This window comes from Tepidicaulis sp., from assembly GCF_965222285.1.
Classification (GTDB): Bacteria; Pseudomonadota; Alphaproteobacteria; order Parvibaculales; family Parvibaculaceae; genus Tepidicaulis.
This window is the reverse complement of sequence record NZ_OZ244942.1, coordinates 729,013-749,674: the sequence shown is the minus strand read 5'-3', so window position 1 is coordinate 749,674 and position 20,662 is coordinate 729,013. Positions and strand designations below refer to the sequence as shown.

At 61.3% G+C, this 20,662-nt stretch carries 23 protein-coding genes; 12 read left to right on the top strand and 11 right to left on the bottom strand.

Going from position 1 to position 20,662, the window contains the following annotated elements; genetic code table 11:
* Window positions 1-191 precede the first annotated feature (191 nt).
* Window positions 192-1,130: a bifunctional riboflavin kinase/FAD synthetase gene (locus ACOQOT_RS03535; protein WP_420560998.1), complete on the bottom strand. Its 939-nt coding sequence runs from the start codon at window positions 1,128-1,130 to the stop codon at window positions 192-194.
* A 310-nt stretch (window positions 1,131-1,440) separates the two neighbouring features.
* Here ACOQOT_RS03535 and ACOQOT_RS03530 point away from each other — a divergent pair, with 310 nt between their 5' ends.
* The gene (locus tag ACOQOT_RS03530) at window positions 1,441-1,827 is read left to right on the top strand and encodes a response regulator (protein WP_045445144.1); all 387 of its coding nucleotides are present in this window, start codon (window positions 1,441-1,443) and stop codon (window positions 1,825-1,827) included.
* A 77-nt stretch (window positions 1,828-1,904) separates the two neighbouring features.
* Window positions 1,905-2,591 carry a protein phosphatase CheZ gene (locus tag ACOQOT_RS03525; protein WP_420560997.1) on the top strand — a complete coding sequence of 229 codons (687 nt, stop codon included), beginning with the start codon at window positions 1,905-1,907 and terminating at the stop codon, window positions 2,589-2,591.
* A 15-nt stretch (window positions 2,592-2,606) separates the two neighbouring features.
* Here the strand turns inward: ACOQOT_RS03525 and ACOQOT_RS03520 are convergent, their stop codons facing one another.
* The 3 genes from ACOQOT_RS03520 to ACOQOT_RS03510 all read right to left on the bottom strand — a co-directional run bounded on the left by ACOQOT_RS03520 (window position 2,607) and on the right by ACOQOT_RS03510 (window position 6,423).
* Window positions 2,607-3,485, bottom strand: a complete 879-nt coding sequence (locus ACOQOT_RS03520) for a TIGR01459 family HAD-type hydrolase (protein ID WP_420560996.1) — start codon at window positions 3,483-3,485, stop codon at window positions 2,607-2,609.
* A 105-nt stretch (window positions 3,486-3,590) separates the two neighbouring features.
* Window positions 3,591-4,943, bottom strand: a complete 1,353-nt coding sequence (locus tag ACOQOT_RS03515) for an EAL domain-containing protein (RefSeq protein ID WP_420560995.1) — start codon at window positions 4,941-4,943, stop codon at window positions 3,591-3,593.
* Between the two features lie 100 nt (window positions 4,944-5,043).
* Window positions 5,044-6,423 (bottom strand): hypothetical protein, encoded by a 1,380-nt coding sequence (locus ACOQOT_RS03510; RefSeq protein WP_420560994.1) that lies wholly within the window; start codon window positions 6,421-6,423, stop codon window positions 5,044-5,046.
* 55 nt (window positions 6,424-6,478) lie between these two features.
* Here ACOQOT_RS03510 and ACOQOT_RS03505 point away from each other — a divergent pair, with 55 nt between their 5' ends.
* Complete coding sequence (locus ACOQOT_RS03505; protein ID WP_420560993.1) at window positions 6,479-7,042, top strand: gamma-glutamylcyclotransferase; 564 nt, start codon at window positions 6,479-6,481, stop codon at window positions 7,040-7,042.
* A 63-nt stretch (window positions 7,043-7,105) separates the two neighbouring features.
* Window positions 7,106-7,582 carry a glutathione peroxidase gene (locus tag ACOQOT_RS03500; RefSeq protein WP_420560992.1) on the top strand — a complete coding sequence of 159 codons (477 nt, stop codon included), beginning with the start codon at window positions 7,106-7,108 and terminating at the stop codon, window positions 7,580-7,582.
* Window positions 7,583-7,600: 18 nt separating this feature from the next.
* Here the strand turns inward: ACOQOT_RS03500 and ACOQOT_RS03495 are convergent, their stop codons facing one another.
* Window positions 7,601-8,500, bottom strand: a complete 900-nt coding sequence (locus ACOQOT_RS03495; protein WP_420560991.1) for a sulfite oxidase heme-binding subunit YedZ — start codon at window positions 8,498-8,500, stop codon at window positions 7,601-7,603.
* A 172-nt stretch (window positions 8,501-8,672) separates the two neighbouring features.
* Window positions 8,673-9,338, bottom strand: coding sequence for an OmpA family protein (locus ACOQOT_RS03490; RefSeq protein ID WP_420560990.1), 666 nt, complete (start codon window positions 9,336-9,338; stop codon window positions 8,673-8,675).
* Window positions 9,339-9,563: 225 nt separating this feature from the next.
* Between ACOQOT_RS03490 and ACOQOT_RS03485 the strand changes: the two genes are divergently transcribed.
* Both ACOQOT_RS03485 and ACOQOT_RS03480 read left to right on the top strand, forming a co-directional pair.
* A complete protein-coding gene (locus ACOQOT_RS03485; RefSeq protein WP_420560989.1) occupies window positions 9,564-10,328 on the top strand; it encodes an SDR family NAD(P)-dependent oxidoreductase in 765 nt (254 codons plus the stop codon).
* A 58-nt stretch (window positions 10,329-10,386) separates the two neighbouring features.
* The gene (locus ACOQOT_RS03480) at window positions 10,387-11,247 is read left to right on the top strand and encodes an SDR family oxidoreductase (protein WP_420560988.1); all 861 of its coding nucleotides are present in this window, start codon (window positions 10,387-10,389) and stop codon (window positions 11,245-11,247) included.
* Window positions 11,248-11,251: 4 nt separating this feature from the next.
* On the opposite strand, the gene ACOQOT_RS03475 is transcribed toward ACOQOT_RS03480, so the two are convergent.
* Both ACOQOT_RS03475 and ACOQOT_RS03470 read right to left on the bottom strand, forming a co-directional pair.
* On the bottom strand, window positions 11,252-12,208 hold the full coding sequence (locus tag ACOQOT_RS03475; RefSeq protein WP_420560987.1) for a DUF4424 family protein: 957 nt from the start codon (window positions 12,206-12,208) through the stop codon (window positions 11,252-11,254).
* 335 nt (window positions 12,209-12,543) lie between these two features.
* Complete coding sequence (locus ACOQOT_RS03470) at window positions 12,544-13,890, bottom strand: aspartate aminotransferase family protein (protein ID WP_420560986.1); 1,347 nt, start codon at window positions 13,888-13,890, stop codon at window positions 12,544-12,546.
* Window positions 13,891-14,100: 210 nt separating this feature from the next.
* Between ACOQOT_RS03470 and ACOQOT_RS03465 the strand changes: the two genes are divergently transcribed.
* Window positions 14,101-14,610 carry a cupin domain-containing protein gene (locus ACOQOT_RS03465; RefSeq protein ID WP_045445422.1) on the top strand — a complete coding sequence of 170 codons (510 nt, stop codon included), beginning with the start codon at window positions 14,101-14,103 and terminating at the stop codon, window positions 14,608-14,610.
* 12 nt (window positions 14,611-14,622) lie between these two features.
* Here ACOQOT_RS03465 and ACOQOT_RS03460 read toward each other — a convergent pair whose 3' ends face one another.
* Complete coding sequence (locus ACOQOT_RS03460) at window positions 14,623-15,156, bottom strand: VOC family protein (protein ID WP_420560985.1); 534 nt, start codon at window positions 15,154-15,156, stop codon at window positions 14,623-14,625.
* Between the two features lie 4 nt (window positions 15,157-15,160).
* Window positions 15,161-15,805, bottom strand: a complete 645-nt coding sequence (locus tag ACOQOT_RS03455; RefSeq protein ID WP_420560984.1) for a carboxymuconolactone decarboxylase family protein — start codon at window positions 15,803-15,805, stop codon at window positions 15,161-15,163.
* A gap of 70 nt (window positions 15,806-15,875) precedes the next feature.
* On the opposite strand from ACOQOT_RS03455, the gene ACOQOT_RS03450 reads away from it, so the two are divergent.
* The 4 genes from ACOQOT_RS03450 (at window position 15,876) to ACOQOT_RS03435 (ending at window position 18,192) form a co-directional block, all read left to right on the top strand.
* Window positions 15,876-16,367, top strand: a complete 492-nt coding sequence (locus ACOQOT_RS03450) for a MarR family winged helix-turn-helix transcriptional regulator (RefSeq protein ID WP_420560983.1) — start codon at window positions 15,876-15,878, stop codon at window positions 16,365-16,367.
* 1 nt (window position 16,368) lies between these two features.
* Window positions 16,369-17,232, top strand: coding sequence for an isocitrate lyase/PEP mutase family protein (locus tag ACOQOT_RS03445; RefSeq protein ID WP_420560982.1), 864 nt, complete (start codon window positions 16,369-16,371; stop codon window positions 17,230-17,232).
* 8 nt (window positions 17,233-17,240) lie between these two features.
* On the top strand, window positions 17,241-17,678 hold the full coding sequence (locus ACOQOT_RS03440; protein ID WP_420560981.1) for a PaaI family thioesterase: 438 nt from the start codon (window positions 17,241-17,243) through the stop codon (window positions 17,676-17,678).
* A gap of 79 nt (window positions 17,679-17,757) precedes the next feature.
* Entirely contained in the window at window positions 17,758-18,192 is a 435-nt protein-coding gene (locus ACOQOT_RS03435) for an META domain-containing protein (protein ID WP_420560980.1), read from the top strand.
* Window positions 18,193-18,222: 30 nt separating this feature from the next.
* Here ACOQOT_RS03435 and ACOQOT_RS03430 read toward each other — a convergent pair whose 3' ends face one another.
* Window positions 18,223-19,377, bottom strand: coding sequence for a 6-phosphofructokinase (locus tag ACOQOT_RS03430; RefSeq protein ID WP_420560979.1), 1,155 nt, complete (start codon window positions 19,375-19,377; stop codon window positions 18,223-18,225).
* Between the two features lie 87 nt (window positions 19,378-19,464).
* Between ACOQOT_RS03430 and ACOQOT_RS03425 the strand changes: the two genes are divergently transcribed.
* Window positions 19,465-20,640 carry a Gfo/Idh/MocA family protein gene (locus ACOQOT_RS03425; RefSeq protein ID WP_420560978.1) on the top strand — a complete coding sequence of 392 codons (1,176 nt, stop codon included), beginning with the start codon at window positions 19,465-19,467 and terminating at the stop codon, window positions 20,638-20,640.
* The last annotated feature ends 22 nt before the right edge of the window (window positions 20,641-20,662 follow it).

The window sequence follows — 20,662 nt, the reverse complement described above, 5'->3', positions numbered from 1 at the left end:
TACCGTTCGGCCCCTTATCTCAGGGCCGGCGCTAACGGCAAGCCGGGCCGGTAATTCGCCCGCCTATAAGCCGCCCGCTGCTCACACTGGCGATGCGTATGGAATGCGTCCGTTTCATGGGCGTTTCATATCAGGGGCTTAAAGCGCCGTCCAGTTCGCCTGGGGCGCACATGCCGCGCTTTTTGCGCCCCTCAGAGAGCGGCCAGCAGCGTGCGCGCCTTGCCGCTATCGGCGGCGATCTGGGCCTTCAGGCTCTCCAGCCCGTCGAATTTCTGCTCCGGGCGCAGGAAATCGATGAAGGAGACGGCCAGATGGGCACCGTAAATATCCCCTTCGAAGTCGAAAATATGCACCTCGAGCAACACGTCTTCTTTGTCGAAGGTCGGGCGGCGGCCGACATTCGCCACCCCGTCATAGGTGCCCTTATGGGGCCCGTCCTCGATTTCCACCTTCACCGCATAGACCCCGAAGGCGGGCTCCAGATGCCCTTCCAGCGACAGATTGGCGGTCGGAAAGCCGATGGTGCGCCCGCGCTGGTCGCCCTTGATCACATGGGTCTCGATGGTCCACCAATGGCCGAGCAGGTCCGCCGCGCCGCGCGGATCGCCCTTCGCCAGCAATTCGCGGATGCGGGTGGAGGAATAGGTATCGCCGCCTTTTTTGACTTCTTCCACGATCGTCACCCCAAAGCCGAGTTCCTCGCCCATCCGGCGCAAAAGCGCCCCGTCCCCGCGCCTTCCCTTGCCGAAGCAGAAATCATAGCCGACCACGATATGGGCGGCCCCCAACCCCTCCACCAGCACGTTGCGGACGAAATCTTCGGCTTCCATCGTCGCCATGCGCGTGTCGAAGGGGAGCGCCGCGATCTGGTCGACGCCGATCTCGCCCAGCGTGCGGGTCTTCGCCCGGAAGGACATGAGGCGGAAGAAGGGCTGATCGGGGAAGAAATACTGCCTCGGATGCGGCTCGAACATCAGAACGCCAGTCGGCGCGCCCAGCTCCTTGGCGATCGCGGCGGTGCGCGCGATTACCTGCTGGTGGCCGATATGCACCCCGTCGAAATTGCCGATGGCATAGACCGCGCCTTTCAAGGCGGGCGCAATGTCATCGAAATGGCGGAGGATCTGCATCGGAGCGGCGCCTTTTAACCCGTGATCAACTATAAACTCAAACGGCTCGTCATGGGTGTTACCCATCCCGCCGCACCCGTCAAGGGCCGCAAACAAGGGTTTTTGCGCAAAACTTGTCGCAAATTCGCCCGAGCGCCCGCGCCGCGGCACTGCACCGGCCAGGAGAGCCCCGCCACTTAACCAAGTTTTAGGGGGCCTTCTCTACTTTCAGGCTCAAGAGAGGAAACGGCAGGCCCTGGGGCCGGGCGCTTTCCTGAGGGATTATTGCGGGGCTTAGAATGGGTCTGCCCCGAACTAACGGAGTACAGACATGGCCGTGGACCTGTCGATGCCTGTTCTCGTGGTCGACGATTACAAGACCATGATCCGCATCATTCGCAACCTGCTCAAGCAGCTGGGCTTCACAAATGTGGACGATGCTGCCGACGGCTCCGAAGCGCTCGCCAAGCTGCGCTCCAAGAAATACGGGCTCGTGATTTCCGACTGGAACATGGAACCCATGACCGGCTATGAGCTTCTGAAGGAAGTGCGCGCAGACGGCGATCTGTCCGCCGTGCCTTTCATCATGATCACCGCCGAATCCAAGACGGAAAACGTGATCGCGGCCAAAAAGGCCGGTGTGAACAACTACATCGTCAAGCCGTTCAACGCGGCCACGCTGAAGACGAAAATCGCCGCTGTTCTGGGCGACTTCTAAACCTTGAACGGCCCGGGCTTCCGGGCCGAAAGGTTTGGGAGGGGAGTAGTTGCTTACATAAAGGAAGGGGCTTCGTTATGGCGAAGACCGCAGGCCTTGCGGATGAAACCTTCGACAGGCTCGTCGAAGAGATCAAACGCGTCCGGCCCGATACGGCCGGACTTACCGACGTTATCAAGCTTGCAGAAATCATGGTCGGGTCGATGCAGGGCTTTTTCGCCCATCTCGACACGGCGATCTACCGCGAGCTGAAGGACATTGCCTCCTTCATCGACAATGCCAAGACCGAGATCAGCCGGCTGCAGCCTGCGCATCTGCAAAGCACGCACATCCCGCAGGCCGGACGCGAGCTCGAGGCGATCGTGCGCGCCACGGAAGACGCCACGAATTCCATCATGGAAAATGCCGAGGCCGTGCTTGCCGCCGACCCGTCGGACGCCGATGCCTATTCGGAGACCGTGACCAATGCGATGATGGAAATCATCCAGTCCTGCTCATTCCAGGACATTACGGGCCAGCGCATCAGCAAGGTCGTGGAAACGCTCAATATCATCGAAGAAAAGATCGGCGCGCTTTCCACCACGCTCGGCTCTGCCATGAGCGAGGGCGAGCCCCATGAAGAAACGGCAGCGGAGCGGCGCAAACGCGAATTGCTGCTCAACGGCCCGGCGCTTGAGGGCGAAGGCATCGACCAATCCTCGGTCGACGAACTCCTCAGTGAAGGCGGCGTCAGCCAGGAAGATATCGACTCGCTCTTCGACTGAGCGCATTTTGCGGGTTTACCAGATGAGGCGGGGCATGGCGCCAATGGCGTGCGTGCCCTCTTCTTCCATGTATTCGGCGATGCGGGCAAGCTCCGGCTCCATGACATCACCGAAGCGCGAGGCGGCAATGCCGCCCGTCACGTAAATCACATCCACCCCTGCCTTGTTGGCGCCGGCGACATCGGTATGAATGCCGTCGCCCACCGCCAGAACCTCGCTTTTATCGAGCGGCCGGCCTGCCAGTTCTTCCAGATGCCGGAAAGCGGCCTCATAGATCGGCGGATGGGGCTTGCCGAAATAAAGCACCTCGCCGCCCGCCTCGCAGTACTTTTCCGCCACCGCGCCTGCGCAGTAGATCTGCTTTTCGCCCCTATCGACGATAATGTCCGGATTGGCACAGATGACTTTAAGGCCGCGGGCCTTCATCTCGCCGATAAGCTCCGCGTAATCCTCAGGGGTTTCCGTCTCATCGTCCCAGAGCCCCGTCATCAGCACGAAATCGGCCTCTTCCAGCACGGTCTTTTCCAACGCCAGCCCGTCGAAAAGCGGGTGGTCGCGGTCCGGGCCCACATGGAAAAAGCGCTTGCCGAGATCGCCGCTCGCCATCGCCTCGCGCGTCGCATCCCCCGAGGTCAAAATGCCGTCATAGGCCGCACCCGGCACGCCCATCGCCTCGAACATCTTGACGACCGGCCCATGCGGGCGCGGGGCGTTGGAGAGAAAAAGCACGATGCCGCCCGCTTTCCGGTAGGCCTCCAGCGCCTCGCAGACGCCTGGATAAGGCGCGCGGCCATTATGAAGGACACCCCAGACATCGCAGAGAAGGGCGCTGTAGCGCCCGGCCAGCGCGGAAAGTCCGGGGATAAGGGATAAAGATGCGTGCTCTGTGCTCATGGCGCCGGAGTTAAGCGGCCCGCGGCCAAAGGTCAACCGAAAAGGCCCAAAGAGAAAGGGCGGGATGTCCCCGCCCTTTTCCCGAAACCTTTAGGACGCCGGCGCTTAGGCGGCGATCATGTCCCGGCGCACGGGGCGCGGGCGGGAGAAGAGATAGCCCTGACCGTAGTCGATATCGAAATCGAGCAGGTCGATCACCGTGCGCTCGTCCTCGATGCGCTCGGCGATGAGCGAGATACCGTTGCGGCGCAGCAGCTCTTTCAGGTCTTCCGGGTGAATGTCGCCCAGAAGTTCCGTCTCGCTCATGGAGGCGTTGAAGAGCAAGTCCGCGCCCACTTTCACGAAGCGGAAACCGAGGCCGTGCAGCTCGTGGAAATCCATGCGCAGATGGTCGATCTTGTCCATGGAAAGGTGGAACCCGGCGCTCGCCAGATCGCGCAGATTTTCCATTTCCATGACACCGGCATTCAGCATCGTTTCCTGGGCAATCTCGAAGACCAGCTTGCCGGTCAACTCCTGCGTGCTGCGCAGATAGTCGATGAATTGCGGGAAGAATTCCGTATCCGACAGCGTGTCGGAGGAAATGTTGCAGAAGATCGGCGTGTCCTTGCCGCGCTTCGACATTTGCCGCACCACCTGCACGGAGCGCAGAAGCTGCATATTGTCGATGATCGGCATCAGCCCGGCAGGCGCTGCCACGCGGATATAATCGGCCGGCATGATCACTTCGCCCCGCGGGCCGCGCAGGCGCGTCAAGCCTTCATAATAGCAGGTCTGGCGCTGAGGCAGATTGACGACGGGCTGGAGGTAAAGGTCGAGCCGGTTTTTCTCCAGCGCTTCCTTGATGACATCGAGCAGTTCGGCATCGGTATAAAGCGGGGGCTGCGTGTCGTTGCTCACAAGCTGCAGCGAGGGACGCTCGCGCCCTTGCAGTTTGGCGCCGAGATCGAAATGGGTTTCGCCTGCATCCAGGCCCGCCTCCGGCTTACCCGGCACGAGCTTCGAGAAATCGGCGGCACTATTTTCCTGCGCTGCGCCGGCAGCCATATCTTCAACGTCCGCTTCCACGCGCTCTTCCTTCTGCGCGGCGGGGCGGCGCTCAAGCTCTTCGGCAAGCTGGGCGACACGCTCCTGGAGCCCGCGCACATTCAGGCTGATGGCTTCGTCCTCGCCTTCTTCCGAATGGGCGCCTGCTTCCAGAAGTTCGGCAAGTTTTTCTTCGGTGATTTCAAGATCGCGGCTGATGCTGTTCGTATAGGCGATCAGCTCGTCCATCCGGCGCTGCTCCACCCGGCGCGCGGTCATGGTCTGGATGAGCCCCATCACCAAAAACACCTGAAAACCCGCCAGCCAGGCAAACGGCCCCTGGAGCCCGCCATATTGAATAAGGGCGGCAGAAGACGCTGCGGCAACAAGCGCGTAAATGGCGATCAAAAGCACATCGACAAACCTGGGCATGGGCGTGTGGCTCTCTGTTAGACGGGTCGCGGCAAGAAGGACTTCGCTTGTAGCTAAGATGCCAGCACCCGGTTGACAAAGAGTTAACCCTAAAGCCGGGTTAAGAGATTTCCGGCATATGGGCGAGCCGGTTGAGGCGCTTCCAATGAAAACGGTAAAAATGCGACGGAGGCGCCATCTGGCGGGCATTTGCGGGCACGGCGAGAGCCGCTTTCAGCCAGGCTTTTTCCGCCTCTTCCGCGCGGCGCCAGTGCCGGGCCGTTAACGCTTCAAGGGCACCCTCATCCGCGCCCCGCTCGAGCGCGCCGGCCACCTCATCCATGAAATTTTCTTCCAGCCGGTCCCGCTCCCCGGCGTAAGCGGCAAGGCGAGGCCCGTAATTTTCCAGAACCGCCCGGTGGAGCTTTTCATGCCGCCACCAAAGCGCCGCTTCTTCATAGCGCCCGCCCGGCACCGGGCCGAAATCGGGCAGGCCGATCCCCTCAGAGCCCGGACCGAAAAAGACCGGCTTGAAAATCCCGGTATCGGGGGCGGAAGTACCCGTCACCCAGTGCAGCATGCGCCCGTTCCGGATTTCCGTGATCCAGGACGAAGTGGTCTGGCCGAATTTGCGCACCGGCCCGAAAGAGGCATGGGCGCAAACGCTGCCGCCCAAGAGCCCGTCCGGCTGCCAATGGCGCTGGCGGGCGGCGCGGGGGCCATGATCGCGCAGCACGCCCATCACATGGCGGGCCTCGACATGGGGCGCTTTGGGGCCGAGGAGATCGCGCGTGCGGCAGCCGCGTTCATAGCCTGTCGCGAAACGCGAGCGCAGCCGGTCGCCGTAAGCCTCGGCAAAATCGAAGGGGGTCTTGTCCCCGGCCCAGCCCTTGGCGCGGGCCTGCGCGATCAGCCCGTCGCTCATCCGCTCGTATTCGGTGCCCACCGTATAGGCATTGGAGATGGTGCGCACATCCCCCGCCCGCTCCAGCACAAAGTCACGGCCCACCGTTTCCAGCACAAAGGCAGTGCCGCCCGCATCGGCGATCAAAAACGCGTTATGATATTCGAAATGACCGTTATGGCCGCAATTGCCGCCCTGACCGTATTGCGCAAGGAGTGAGGTGATCACTTCCACTGCTTCTTCCGCGCTCGCCGCCCGTTCGAGGCCAAGGCGCAGCAAATCCATGCCGATCAGCGCCGGTTCTTTTTGCGGCTTCAGTTTGGAAAAGACCGCCTCGTTGCCGATCAGGACCCCATGCTCGTTGACGCCCATTTCCGCGCCCCACATCCAATAGGGCCGGGAGAGCAGCACCGCGTTTGTGCGCTCTGCCTGGGGAATGGAAATATAAGTGCAGGCAAGCTCGCTGCCCGGCGCGTGTGTTTGCGCGGGCGCATGAAAGAGATATTGCGCCTCGTTCGCCTCCCTATCCGAGTTTTTTGCGAATATCAGCGTGCCGTTTTTCGTGACTGGCGGGCGCGCTACCATCGTGTCACACATAAGATCCTCCCTTGCCCCGGATAGATAGACTGCAGGACGAGCCAAAGAGCAAGCCATGAGACAACACAATGAAGATAGCGCAGAAGCGAGCCCGCCGGAAAAGGGCGGCAGCTACTGGGTCTTCGGTTACGGTTCCTTGATGTGGGACCCGCGCGTGCCGGTGCAGAAAATGCTGGCCGGCACCGTGCAAGGCTGGCACCGGCGCTTTTCCATGGTCAAAACCACGACCTGGGGCTCGCCGGAAAGGCCGGGCCTTGCCGCCGGCCTGCATCCGGGCGGCTATACGACCGGCTTCGGCATCAAGATCGCGGCGAAGGACTGGCCGGAAGCGGAAGCCGCGCTCGATTACCGCGAGCGCCATTACCTGCGCCGCTGGGTAACGCTGCACGGGCAGGACGGGCGGCTTTACCGGGCACTCACTTACATTGCCCATCCGAGTTCCGGCGCCTTTCTGCCCGACCTGCCGCCTGAGGAAACCCGTGAGCGCTATTTGACCGGGGAAGGCACGCTTGGGAGCACGCGGTTCTATATCGAAGAGACGGCCCGCCAGCTTGCCTCCAAGGGCTATGGGCGCACCGATGCCCATGCGCTTTTAGCGCGCCTTGCCGCTTCCTTCTGAGCCTCTTTTCTCCCGGCGCGCGCCTGTTAGACTTGGGTCAACCAAACTAACAGGAGGCTTTCCATGAGTGCCCATCAGTTTGAATTCCGCACCATCCAAGGCGCTGCCCTGCCCCTTTCCGATTATGCGGACAATGTGCTCCTCATCGTGAACACGGCAAGCCAGTGCGGCTTCACCCCGCAATATAAGGATCTGGAAGGGCTCTGGTCGCGCTATCAGGGGCGCGGGCTGACGGTGATCGGCGTGCCCTGCAATGATTTCGGCGGGCAGGAACCGGGCAATGAGCGGGAGATCGCCAGCTTTTGCGAAGTGAATTATTCCGTCACCTTTCCGCTCACCGCCAAGGAAAGCATTATCGGCGCCGATGCCCATCCCTTTTACAATTGGGTGCGTGAGCAGGCCGGCGAGGACGCGCTGCCGAAATGGAACTTCCACAAATATTTGATCGCGCCGGATGGCAGCTTGGCCCAGTCCTACCCAAGCAAGGTGAACCCGCTCAGCGAGGCGCTGATCCAGGAAATCGAGGCGCTGCTAAAATAGATTTTCAGGCCGCAGGCTTTAAGCGGCGGGCCGGGCGCGCAGCCGCGCGAAGGCAGCGCCCGCCCAAAGCTTGCGGAGAAGCGGCACCGCGGCAAACCCGAGCCCCACCGCCGCCACCCACCAGGCCGGGCGCACCGAATAGGTGAAGTCGAGATTGGCCTCCAGTACGCGCAGCGGCGGAATGCCCGTTGCCAGCGCGTACCAGGCAAATTCCAGCGCCGCCGCGCCGAGCCCGCCGATAAGCGCAATCGCGGCAAGGACGAGCGGCGAGGTCAGATCGAATTTCCATTTCTGCGCCTGGCGGTAGCTCATGAGCAGCACGAAGAACCCGGCCATGAGCACGGCTTCGGATACATCCGACTTTGCCTGCATGAAGAAATGCAGCCCGCCCAGAATGGCAATGGCGTAAGTGAGCTTGTGAAGCCGGTTCCAATTGGGGCCCATGCGCTTGATCATGGCATCGGTCGAGGTGAGCCCCAGCGCGCCCATGGCAAGCAGCGCCAGAAAACCGATAGTCAGATAGACGCGCAGCACGACCTCGCTTGCGACCTTTCCCAGATCGAATGCCTGATCGGCAACATAGAGCCCGAGATGGGCGAGACCGTAAGCCAAGGCGGCAAGGCCGAGCATGCGGCGCAGATTGATCAGCTTGGAATAATGGAAGATGCGCCGGGCGGGCGTGATGAGAAGCGAGAGGAAAAGAAAACGGATTGTCCAGAGCCCGGTTTCATGGAGCATATGGGTCAGCGGCTTCGTGCCAAGAAGATCCTGCGAGAACCCGAAGGCAAGCCAAAGCCCCGGCGCGCAGAGGCCGAGAAAAACCGTCAGCTTAAGGAGCGACAGTTTGCCATTCCGCTCCGTCCAGGGGAGCGCGGCCAGAAGTTTCGGGCGGAGGATCGCAAAGGCGGATCGTTGCATCGGGGCACCATGGGTTTTCTCAAGACCCCCTTGAGATAAACCTCTTGCCCGAAAGATCAGCTAACACCGGTTCAAGCCTCGGTGAAAAATCCGTGAGAAAGATGAACGAAAAGCAAGAAACCGGCCCCGCAAACGCGGCACCGGTTTCCTTAACTGCTCTTCCCGTGAGGCGTTACGCCGTCAGCGGAGAGATCTTGATTTCCACGCGGCGGTTCTGCTCGCGGCCCGCCGCCGTGTCGTTGGTGGCGATGGGCTGGCTCTCGCCCATGCCCTGCACGAGCAGGCGCTGGCCGTTCACACCCTGGCCGACGAGATATTGCGCAACCGATTGCGCGCGGCGCTGGGAGAGCTGCTGGTTATATTGCGCCGATCCGGTGCTGTCCGTGTGACCGTAAATATCGACCAGTGTGCGGTCATATTCCTGCAGCACCAGCGCGACGGAATTCAGCACTTCATAGAAGCGCGCATTCACATCCGAAGAATCGGTGGCGAAGGTGACGTTACCGGGCATGTTGAGAATGATGTTCTCACCCACCCGCGTGACGGAGACGCCGGAGGCGCGCAGCCGCTGGCGCAGCGCCGCTTCCTGCTGGTCCATGTAATAGCCGATCGCCCCGCCGCCCAGCGCGCCGACGCCTGCGCCGATAAGCGCGCGTTTACGCCGGTCATCGGAACTGCCTTTGCCGATGAGATAGCCGCCGAGGGCGCCTGCCACCGCGCCGATGCCTGCGCCGATCGTCGTGTTGTTGACGCCTTGTTCCCCGGTATATGGATCCTGGGACGTGCACGCGGTAAGGGCGAAAGCCGCCGCAACCAGCATAATGGACAAACGCTTCATTGTTTCCCTCTCAGGTTTTTTTGAAAACCGGGCCGCTCATCCCCATCCAGCCCACGCAAAATCTGTCAGCGGCGGCAATTCTGGTGTACAAACAGCCCAAACACGTACCCTGCGTAAAGCCTAGCAGATAAGTTCTGGCAGGAGAACAGCGCTTTCTCCATGGACTTGACGCCAAGGAAGGCAAGCGCGGGGAACGGAATAAGCAACGGATAGGGAGGATATCTCATGGAACTTTTCGATTTGAAGGGCAAGGTCGCGCTCGTCACCGGCTCGACCAAGGGCATCGGCAAAGCCATCGTCACGCGCATGGCCGAACATGGCGCGAAGGTCGTCGTCTCCAGCCGCAAGGCCGATGCCTGCGATGAGGTGGCCGCCGAAATCAACGCCAAATATCCGGGCCAGGCCATCGCCATCCCCTGCAACATCGCCGACAAGGCGCAGCTGCAGAACCTCGTCGATAAAACCAACGAAGCCTTCGGCAAGATCGATGTGCTGGTGTGCAACGCCGCGGTGAACCCTTATTTCGGTCCCTCGAAAGACATTCCCGATGAAGCCTTCGACCGGATCATGTCGTCCAATGTGAAAAGCAATCACTGGCTCTGCCACATGGTGCTGCCGCAAATGCAGGAGCGCAAAGACGGCTCGATCATCATCATCTCGTCGATCGGCGGGCTGCACGGTTCTTCCATCATCGGCGCTTATTGCATTTCCAAGGCCGCCGACTTCCAGCTCGCACGCAATCTCTCGGTGGAATTCGGCAAGGACAATGTCCGCGTCAATTGCATCGCGCCGGGCCTGATCCAGACCTATTTCGCCAAGGCGCTCTGGGACGATCCGGATATCCTGAAACAATCCACCGCCTCCGCACCCTTGAAGCGCATCGGCCAGCCGGACGAGATTGCCGGCGCCGCCGTTTTCCTTGCCTCGAAAGCCGGGGCCTTCATGACCGGCCAGCAAATGGTGATCGATGGCGGGGTCATGATTTCCTGACGCCACCCGCACCTCCCGCCGCGCCGCGGCTTGCGCAACTAAAGCAAGGATAAGAGAGATGAAATCTGTCGTTATCACCGGTGTCTCCACCGGCATTGGCCGCGGGGCAACGCGGGTTCTCACCCAAAAGGGCTTTCACGTCTTCGGCTCGGTGCGCAAAGAGGCCGATGCCGAGGCGCTGAAGGCGGAGTTCGGCGACAAGGTGACGCCGCTCATTTTCGATGTCTGCGATGAAGCGGCCATCCGCAAGGCAGCCGATCAGGTGCGCGCGGCGCTCAAAGGCGAAACCCTTGCCGGGCTCGTCAACAATGCGGGCATTGCCGTCTCCGGGCCGCTTCTGGAGCTCGATGTGGAAGAGATGCGCCGGCAGATGGAAATCAACGTCACCGGCCCCTTTCTCGTCACCCAGGCTTTCGCGCCGCTGCTCGGCGCCGATCCTTCGCTGAAAGGCGAGCCGGGGCGCATCGTCAATATCAGCTCGGCGGCGGGCGTGCGCGCCATGCCGTTTCTCGGGCCTTACTCGGCCTCGAAATTCGCCATTGAGGGCTATTCAGAAGCGCTGCGCCGGGAGATGATGCTCTTCGGCATCGATGTCGTCATTATCGGGCCGGGGCCGGTCAAAACCGCGATCTGGGACAAGGCCGAGGAGATCGACATCACGCCCTACGGCAACTCGCCCTATTTGCCGATCCTGCAGAAATTCCAGAAAATGTTCATCGGCCAGGGACGCTCGGGTTTGAGCGCGGAAAAACTCGGCGAACTCATTCATGAAGCGCTGACCACGCCCAAGCCCAAAACCCGCTATGCGGCGGTGAAAGGCCGTTTCGTGGAAAAACTCGTCACCGCGCTGTTGCCGCGCCGGGCGCTCGACAAGCTGATCGCCAAGCAGCTGGGCCTCACACCTGCCGCCAAATCCTGAGGCGTCAATAAACCACCAGCACTTTCAGCGGGCCTGAGGGCGTGAAATTTTCATATGCGGCGGCATAAGTGCCTTTGCCGTTGTCTTTCACGCCTTTCATGCAGGTGAAAAGCGCCGCCTCATTGTCGGCCGGGTTCATCACCAGATTGAACATGGCGATGGGGGCATTCACCGTTTCCAGGTCGTATTCGATTTCCTGAGCAAAGAGCGGGCGGCGGCGCTTGCGCAGCGAGCGCGTGTTCTTGCCCTCCAGCATCCCCATGCTTTCATCATCGATGCAGTATTTTTCCGCCAGAAGCCCGCTCACCTGAAAATAGTCCTGCGCGTTGAGGGGCCGGTAGCTGTGCTCGATCTTGACGATGTCATTGAGCGGAAAGCGCTGACGGTAAACGTAGTGGCGCGCAAGCGACCAGCGCGGGCCTTCATCCGCCGTCCCTTCCCGCCCGAGAATACCGCTCGAGACAAGAGATTTGCGCTGCAGCGGGTCCAGCCTGCCGAGAGACTTTTTTATTTCGCCCAGGTCTGCGGTCAACGGAATATCCGCGCGGCGCAGCTGACCCGTCACATCAAGCAACGTCCCGTCAATGTCCTTCAAAATGGCCCTCGGGCGCGCTTCAAGTTCGGGAAAGCGCCGGTCCGCCGACAGCGTGAAGTCGATCGCCTTCCGGCTGAGCGCGTTTTCTTGTGCGCCCGCCACAGGCTGCGGCGGCAGGGAAAAGCGCACCTCCTTTTCCACCGCCTCGCCGCTCATATTCTGGAACTGATAGCGCGCTTCGATGATGGCGGGGGTGAGAATGAGATCGAGACGGGAAAGATGCACCGGGCCCGGCTCTTCCACGGCAATGCCGCCAAGCGGCACGGGCGCTTCAGCGCGCGCCTCTGCGCCGGCGCAAAAAGCCCCTGCGGTTAAAAGGCCAAGTAAGACCCTTGCCGCTTTGAAACGTCTCTGCCCGATCCTCATTGCGCTTCCCCCGATGCCTGCCGGTCAGCATAGGGCCCCATGCCTAAGAGGCCGTTAGCTGCCGGTTTATGGCCGGTTTTATACGTCTTTGCGGGGTGAAGGGCCAATCGGGCAAAAAAGAACCCCCGGCGGGGGGAGATGACCGGGGGCTCAAGACTTTTTAAGACCGCGCATCGAGGGGGAGGGAATATGCAGGGAGGGGGGCCTGCATCTTTGCGGTCTGTCCCCGTCTCCGGGAACACCTCCGATATGGTGTCTCTCACTGCCGTTACAAGCGGCTGAAACCGCGCGGGCTATGACAAGTTGACGCAGCCCGCGCGGCCAGGTTCTTGGCGTTACGCCACCGCGTCGAGCGCCTTTTTGAAGCGCTCGAACAGCTCGCCCATCTGGGCTTCTTCGATGATGAGCGGCGGCGAGAAGGCGATCGTGTCGCCGGAAACGCGCACCATGATGTTCTGCTCATGGAAGGCGTTGCACATCGCATCATAGCCGCGCTTGCCCATCAGCCCTTCGACAGGCGCAAGATCGAAGGCGGCAACCATGCCGATGGTGCGGATATCGAGCACCAGCGGATGGCCTTTGAGTGTGAAGGCGGCATCGGCAAAGGCGGCCTCATTCGCCCGTGCCCGCTCGAAAAGGCCCTCTTCGCGGTAAAGCTCGAACGTGGCAAGCGCCGCGGCCATGGCCAGCGGGTGGCCGGAATAGGTATAGCCGTGGAAGAGATCGATCATGTGATCGGGGCCGGACTGGAACGCCTCATAGACATGGCGGCCCACCATCGCCCCGCCCATGGGCACGGCCGCGCTCGTGACGCCTTTGGCAAAGGTCATGATGTCGGGCGTCACGCCGAAGCGCTCCGCCGCCGTGGCATGGCCGAGGCGGCCGAAGCCGGTGATCACCTCATCGAAGATCAGCAGAATCCCGTGCTTGTCGCAAAGCTCGCGCAGGCGCTTCAGATAGCCCTGCGGCGGCGGCAGCGCGCCGGTGGAGCCCGCCATGGGCTCGACGATGACGGCGGCAATGGTGGAGGCATCATGCAGATCGACAAGCCGCTGCAGCTCGTCGGCCAGATGCGCGCCCCATTCCGGCTCGCCCCGCGTGAAGGCCTGTTCGGCACGGTTATAGGTATGAGACAGATGATCGACGCCCGGCAGAAGCGAGCCGTAGAATTTGCGGTTGGGCGACATACCGCCCACCGAAATGCCGCCGAAGCCGACGCCGTGATAGCCGCGCTCCCGGCCAATAAGGCGCGTGCGCGAGGCCTCGCCATTCGCCCGGTGATAGGCGATCGCCATTTTCAACGCCGTATCGGCGGCCTCAGAACCTGAATTGCAGAAGAAGGCGTAATCGAGCCCTTCCGGTGTCATCGCGACGAGCTGGTTCGCCACCTCGAAGGCTTTCGGGTGGGAGAACTGGAAGGAGGGCGCGAAATCGAGCTCGGCGGCCTGGGCCTGAATGGCGGAGACGATCTTGTCCCGGCAATGGCCGGCATTGGCGCACCAAAGCCCTGCGGTGCCGTCCAGCACCGGCGTGCCGTCCGGCTTGAAGTAATGCATGTCCTTGGCGCGGGCGACGAGGCGCGGGTCGCGCTTGAAATGACGGTTCGGGGTGAATGGCAGCCAGAGCGATTCAAGATCGTTCGGCGCTTTGGCGTGCGTGGCCGCGGCCTCCGTTTGAGACATGGGGCAGGCTCCCTAGATCGGTAGATTAACCTAAACAATTGAACGCCCCAGCCTCCCTCCCCGCAAGGAAAAGGGACTGGATATTTCTTTCTATCGCTTAGTATATTAACCGGCATGAAGAAAGACCACCGTATCGCGCATGGCGCACAGCAAGCCCGGGAAGACATTTCCCTTCCCGAAGTGGGGCCCCGCCTCAGGGCTTTGAGAAAAATGTACGGCTTTTCCCAGCGCGAGCTTGCGAAACGGGCCGGGGTGACGAACGGCACGATCTCGCTGATCGAGCAGGAGCGCATCAGTCCGTCCATCGGCTCCTTGAAGCGGGTGCTGGACGGCTTCCCGATTTCCTTCACCGATTTTCTGACCGTCGATCTTCAGCCCAAGCGCCCGGTCTTTTACGAGCGCAAAGACCTGAAAGAGATTGCCGGCGGCGCGCCGATTTCCTTCAAGCTCGTGGGCAAAGACACAAGCGACCGCTCGATCCAGATGATGCATGAGCGCTATGAGCCGGGCGCGGATACGGGCGAGGAAATGCTCTCGCATATGGGCGAGGAAACCGGGATCGTCGTTTCCGGCGAAATCGTGCTGACGGTGGGCGGGGAAACCCGCGTGCTCGGACCCGGCGAGGCCTATTATTTCGATAGCCGCCTGCCCCACCGCTTCCGCAATCTCGGCCAGGCCGAATGCGTGATCATTTCCGCCTGCACGCCGCCGAGCTTCTGACCCTTAGAAGGGTTAGGCAGAAGCCGCTTTTGCCTGATGCACCTTCACGGAAGCGGGCGGTTTTGAGAAAGCAGGCTCGTCGGCGCTGAGCGCGGCAAGCGCTTCTTCCCTATCCGCCTTGCTGAAGGCGCCGGTGGTCAGGCAGAACTCGACGAAATTGCCGTTCGGGTCTTTGGTATAGATCGAGTGGCACCAATTATGGTCGATCTCCAGAACGTCAAGCCCGGCAGCGCGCCATTTCTCCCGCCGCCGCTCAAGCTCCGCCCTGTCCTTCACATCGAAGGAGATGTGGTTGATGTGGTCTGGAACACCGGCGGCTTTCGACAGGTTCGTTTCGAAGTCTTCCGTTCCCGGCACATCATGCAGCTCCCAGAAGGCGATGAACTTGCTGTCATCGTCCATCCGGTAGAAGAAGTGCTTTGCCCAGCCGCCTTCGGGCGCCGGGCCGATTTCGACTTTCACCAGCTCGAATTCCATCACCCCTTCGTAAAAAGCGTGAACGGCTTTCATGTCGCGGGCGGCAAGCGCCAGATGGTGATATCCCATTTCCTCACTCCTTCTTGCCCTGATCGGCCATGCTCATCACATCGTTGGAGGCGCCTTCGGGCGCGGCGATCTCCACTACGCGCTCGTCCACGTCGTCATATTCCAGGCGCAGCGCGCGGGACATGGTGGCATGCATGTCATAGGTCGCGGTGATGTAGGTCAGCTCCAGAATTTCCTCATCGGAAAGATGCGCTTTCAGCGCTGCGAACACCGCCTCCGGCACGCGCCCGCTTTGCAGGACAAGGCAGTCCGTATAGGCGAGCACCGCCCGCTCGAGCGGGCTGAAGACCTCAGCGATCTGCCAATGGGGGATCGCCTCGATCTGCGCTTCCGTCAGCCCCACATCGCGGCAAGCTTTGCAATGCTGCGAGAAAACGAATTGCGAGCCCCGGGCAAAGCCCGCCCGGATCTGCCCGAGCTCGCGCAGCTTCGGATCGATCTTGCGCTCCGGGCTCCGGTAGAACTGAAACCCTTCCAGCGTGTGCTTGAAAGCATCGGGCACCAGCGCGAAGACGGTCCACCAATTGCCGGGCGTGCCCGTGGCAGTGCCCGGCTCCTTCACCGGGTCGCGCTTGCCGAACAGAACCTCATAGAGTTTTTGGGCAAGGGGATCTGCATCCGCCTTTGCCACTTGCCTGAGACGCGGCATTCTTCCTCCCCGCCCCGCTTTCTATGCGGGACCATTGCATCCACACGAAAAACGTAAGATAAACTGACGAATGACTCAAGCGGAGAAATTTATGGTGCAGGCCGAGCCGGAAGAAAGACAGCCTGGGATGCTGATGGCGCTGCTGCTTGCCCGCTTCATGTGGTTCGACGGCGCCTTGCAGGAGAGCCTGGAGGCGCGCGGCTGGGGCGGTGTGCGGCGGCTTGAATCCATGACCATGATCTATGTGCAATCGGGCGTGCAGCGCCCGAGCGCCCTTGCCCGGCTCATTGGCGTGACGCGCCAGTCCATGCACACGGCGCTGAAGGAGCTGGAAGAAAAAAAGCTCATCCGCCTGGTGCCCGACCCGGAAGACAAGCGCTGCAAGATCGTGGAATTTGCCCCGGAGGGCGCGCCGATGCGCGAGGAAGCCGCTTCCATTTTGAGCGGGCTTGAAAAAAGACTGGAAGAGAATCTGGGTGCCGCGGCGCTCAGCGAGCTGCGCTTCATATTGAATGCCGATTGGGGTGAGCCACGCGCCAAGGCCCGCGCTGGGGAGAGATGACATGACCAAAACACTGGACGCCCTTTTAAAAGAAGACGGCCTCATCCTTGCGCCCGGCGCTTATGACGCGCTTTCCGCGCGCATCGCCCGGCAGGCCGGGGCAAAGGCGGTTTATCTTTCCGGCTTTTCGGTGGCAGGCTCCGCCCTCGGCCTGCCCGATATCGGGCTGATGAGCGCCGCGGAAATGACCGAGCGCGTGCGCGCCATGGCAGAGGCTGCTGGCCCTGCCCCGCTCATTGCGGACGGGGACAACGGCCATGGCGGACCCTTGCAGACCGCGCGGCTGACGGCAGCCTATGAACAGGCCGGGGCAGCCGCCATTCAATTGGAAGACCAAGCGCTACCCAAACGCTGCGGGCATATGGAAAACAAAGAAGTCATCGGCAAGGAAGCGGCGGCGGCGAAAATCCGCGCGGCGGTGGAAGCGCGCCGCTCCCCCGCCTTCAAGATCATGGCGCGCACGGATGCGCGCGCCCCGCTCGGCCTCGATGAAGCGTTGCGGCGAGGCGAGGCTTTTCTGGAAGCTGGCGCCGATATTCTTTTCATCGAGGCGCCGCAAAGCCTTGAAGAGATGGAAAAGATCGCCGCCACCTTCAAAGGCGCGGCGCTTACGGCGAATATGGTCGAGGACGGCAAGACGCCTTATCTCGATACCGGCACGCTCGAGGCGATGGGCTACAAGCTTGCGCTCTTTCCGGTCTCCGCGCTCCTCTCCGCCGCCCGGCTTCTTGAAAACGTCTATGGCGGGCTTTTAAAAGAAGGCCGCTTGCCAGAGACCCAGGAACGGGTCACCTTCCAGCGCTATAACGAAATCGTCGGCCTGCCCGAAATGCTGGCCGATGCCGCAAAGTTCAAGACCGAGTAAAGGAGCCGATGGGCGCGATGCCGAGCTGGAAGAACATTCTCACCCGTATTCAGGAACAGAATTTGGAAAAAGCGCCGCCCCATGTCGCAGCGCTCAATCTTTATGCGGGCCGGCTGACGGAAGTGGGCGACGGGCATATCGTTTATGAATGGGACGTCAATCCCGACTATATGAACCCTGTGGCGGTGTTCGGCGGGTATCTCGCAACGCTTGCCGATCAAACCTGCTCCTTCGCGCTGATGACGCAGCTTGCGGACGACAAGAATTTCACCACTTCCGATCTCCAGATGCATTTCTTCCGCCCGGTCACGAAAGGCACGGTCCGCTGCGAGGGCCGTGTCCTCAATATGAGCAAGAGCCAGGCTTATGTGGAAGCCACCTTCACGAATGACGAAGGCAAGCTGGTGCTGAAAGCACGCGCCGTGGAACGTCTGCTTTCCGCTTGATATCATTTCCGAAGGGAACAAAAGCGCGCCTTGAACGTTTGCGCTCAAACGCCCGATGCCCCTGACGGAAAGACCCGATATGAAATACGCTCCGCTTATTGCCGCCCTTTTCATGCTCGCCGCGTGCGAGCCCTCCGCTTCCGACGCGAATGGCGCAGATCCTGCGGCGCTTTACGAGAAAAAATGGCTCGTCACGGATGTGAACGGCAAACCGGTAAGCGAAGAAAGCGAGGCCGCATTCACTTTCACCGAAAGCGGGCGCTACGGCGGCAATGCGGGCTGTAATTCGCTGAGCGGGAAGGTGCGTTTCGACGGCGCCGAGGTACAGCTCGATCCCGGCCCCATGACCAAGATGGCCTGCCCCGAGCCCTTCATGGCGCAGGAGCAGGCGGTTATCGCCGCGCTCGCCGCTACCAAGAGCTGGGAAGTGAAGGACGGCGTCCTGCTTTTCAAAGATGCCGATGGCGAGCCCGCCATTCGCTTCAAAGCGGCGCCGCCTGCCTCTGCCTCTTAAAGCCTTGGTGAAGGCCCGGATCAAAACCGCTCAATAGAGGAACATGGGCAGGCCCGAGACGCGGGTGATGCGCGGGCGGTAATTTTCCTTGTCATAAAAAGCGGCGACATCCACCCGCCGCTCGCCCTTGATGCAGGTATCTCCGGGCATAGCGGTATAATTGCCGTCGCGCAGGGCCATCATCAAACCGGACTTGCCTTCTTCGATCAGCTGCACGGCCATAGTGCCGTAGCTTTTGGCGACCATGACATCGAGCGCGTCGGGCGCGCCGGCCCGCATCATATAGCCCAGCGACTGGGAGATAATGTTGATGCCGGTGCGCTGCTTGATCTCCTCGCCCAGCACCTGGCCGATCCCGCCGAGCTTGCGGTGCCCGTAAGCATCCGCCTCGCCCCGCTCCATGATCTCCCCGCCCTGCATCTGCGCGCCTTCGGAGACGACGACCATGGAATAATTGGCGGGATTGTCCGCCCGGTCTTTCGCCGCAAGTTCGCTTAGATGCTGCACATCGAACGGTTCTTCGGCGATAAGCACGCGGTCGACATCGGCAAGATACCCTGCAATGAGCGCGGTCTCGCCGGAATTACGCCCGAAAAGCTCGATCACCGCAATGCGTTCATGACTGCCCGTGGAGGTGCGCAGCGCATGAATATGCTCGACCGAGCGGGAGACCGCCGTCGAAAAACCGATGCAATAATCGGTGCCGTAAACGTCATTATCCATCGTCTTTGGAATGGACATGACCTTCATGCCTTCCTGGTGGAGGCGCGCGCCGTACGAGAGCGTGTCATCGCCGCCAATGGGAATGAGCACATCGATTTTCATTTTTTCCAGCGCCGCCAAAATGGGCGCCGTGCAGTCCACCGTGCCGTCTTTGCCGGGCTGCAGCTTTCCCTGCAAGCGTTCGGGCAGATCGGCAGGCTTCACCTTGCTCGGCTTGGTGCGGGAGGTATGGAGGATGGTGCCGCCCGTCCGGTCGATCGTGCGCACGGCGTTGGGTGTGAGCGGCAGGGTCCACTTCTCAAGGCTTTCAGGATCGTCCGGGTCCACATTCAAGGGCCCCGCCCAGCCGCGCCGGAAGCCGACGACCTCCCAGCCGAGCTCCGCCGCCCGCCGCGTTACCGCCTTGATGCATGGATTAAGGCCCGGCACATCGCCGCCGCCCGTTAAAATTCCGATCCGCATGCGCTACTCCGCCTGAAGCTGCTCTGATATGCTCCATGAAAGCATAGAACAAATAATCTGCAAGACTATGACCCGCCCGCATCACTCATGAGCAAAACCCAAAAAGAATTCCGCATCGCCGTGGCCGGGCTCGGCCACCGCATCGCCACCGTGCTGCGCCATGTGCTGGCCGCGGCCCCTTCCATGAAAATCGCCGGTTATGCCGACCCAGCGCCTGCAGGCCTTGCCTCGCTTAAGCAGCACGGGATTGAGGCGGGCGCGCCCTTCGAGAGCGTCGAGGCGCTCATCGCTGCAACCAAGCCCGATCTTTTGATGGTCGGCTCGCCCAATCACCTTCACCTTGCCCATATCAAGGCGGGGCTTGAAGCGGGCGTGCGGGTCTTCACCGAAAAGCCGGTGGTGCGCACGGCGGAAGAAACCTTCGAGCTTGCCGAACTCCTGCGCCAACATGGCGAAGCCTCGGTGCTGGTCGGCCTCGTGCTGCGCTCCTCTCCGCTTGTGCGTGAAGTGCGCCGTTATTTCGATGAAGGAAAGCTCGGCGCGCTCATAAGCTTCGAAGGCAACGAGCATCTTCATCCCGAACATGGCGGCTTTTTGATGCGGGACTGGCGGCGGGACAGCGCCCATGGCGGCTCTTACCTGCTCGATAAATGCTGCCATGATTTCGATCTTTACCGGCTGTTCGCCGGAGCGCTGCCCGCGCGGATTGCAAGTTTCGGCGGAAGGCGCATTTTCACGCCCGAGCATGAAGCGCTTAAGCAAGAAAAATATCCGGGCGGTGAGGCCGCTTATTCGCTTTGGCCCGGCGGCTGGAACGGGGCAAGCGATGTCTTCCGCTCAAAGGGCGATGCCGTGGATCATCAAACCGCGCTCATCCATTATGAAAACGGCGTACAGCTTGCCTTTCACACCAACACCCATGCAGGCATCCTGCAGCGGCGCTGGTATTTTGCCGGTACGAAAGGCGCGCTCGAGGCCGATCTTGTGACGAACACGCTCGCCTATTCAGAAGCCTTCGGGCGCCGCCCGCGCGAGGAAGAGACCGTAGGCGGTAATCTTCATGAGCATTACGGCTCGGACCCGCAAATGGGCAAGGACCTTGCCGCCCACTTGCTGGAGGGCGCGCCCTTTCCCGTGCAGGTCTATGACGCGATGGTGGCGGGGCTTACCGTTATGGCCGCGGACCAGGCGATGCGGGAGGGCACGATCGTCGATTGCGCCCCGCTCTGGCAGCGGCTTCACGCGGCGCTCGGCCGCGCTTAAGAGTTTGGCGAGGGCTTGGCAT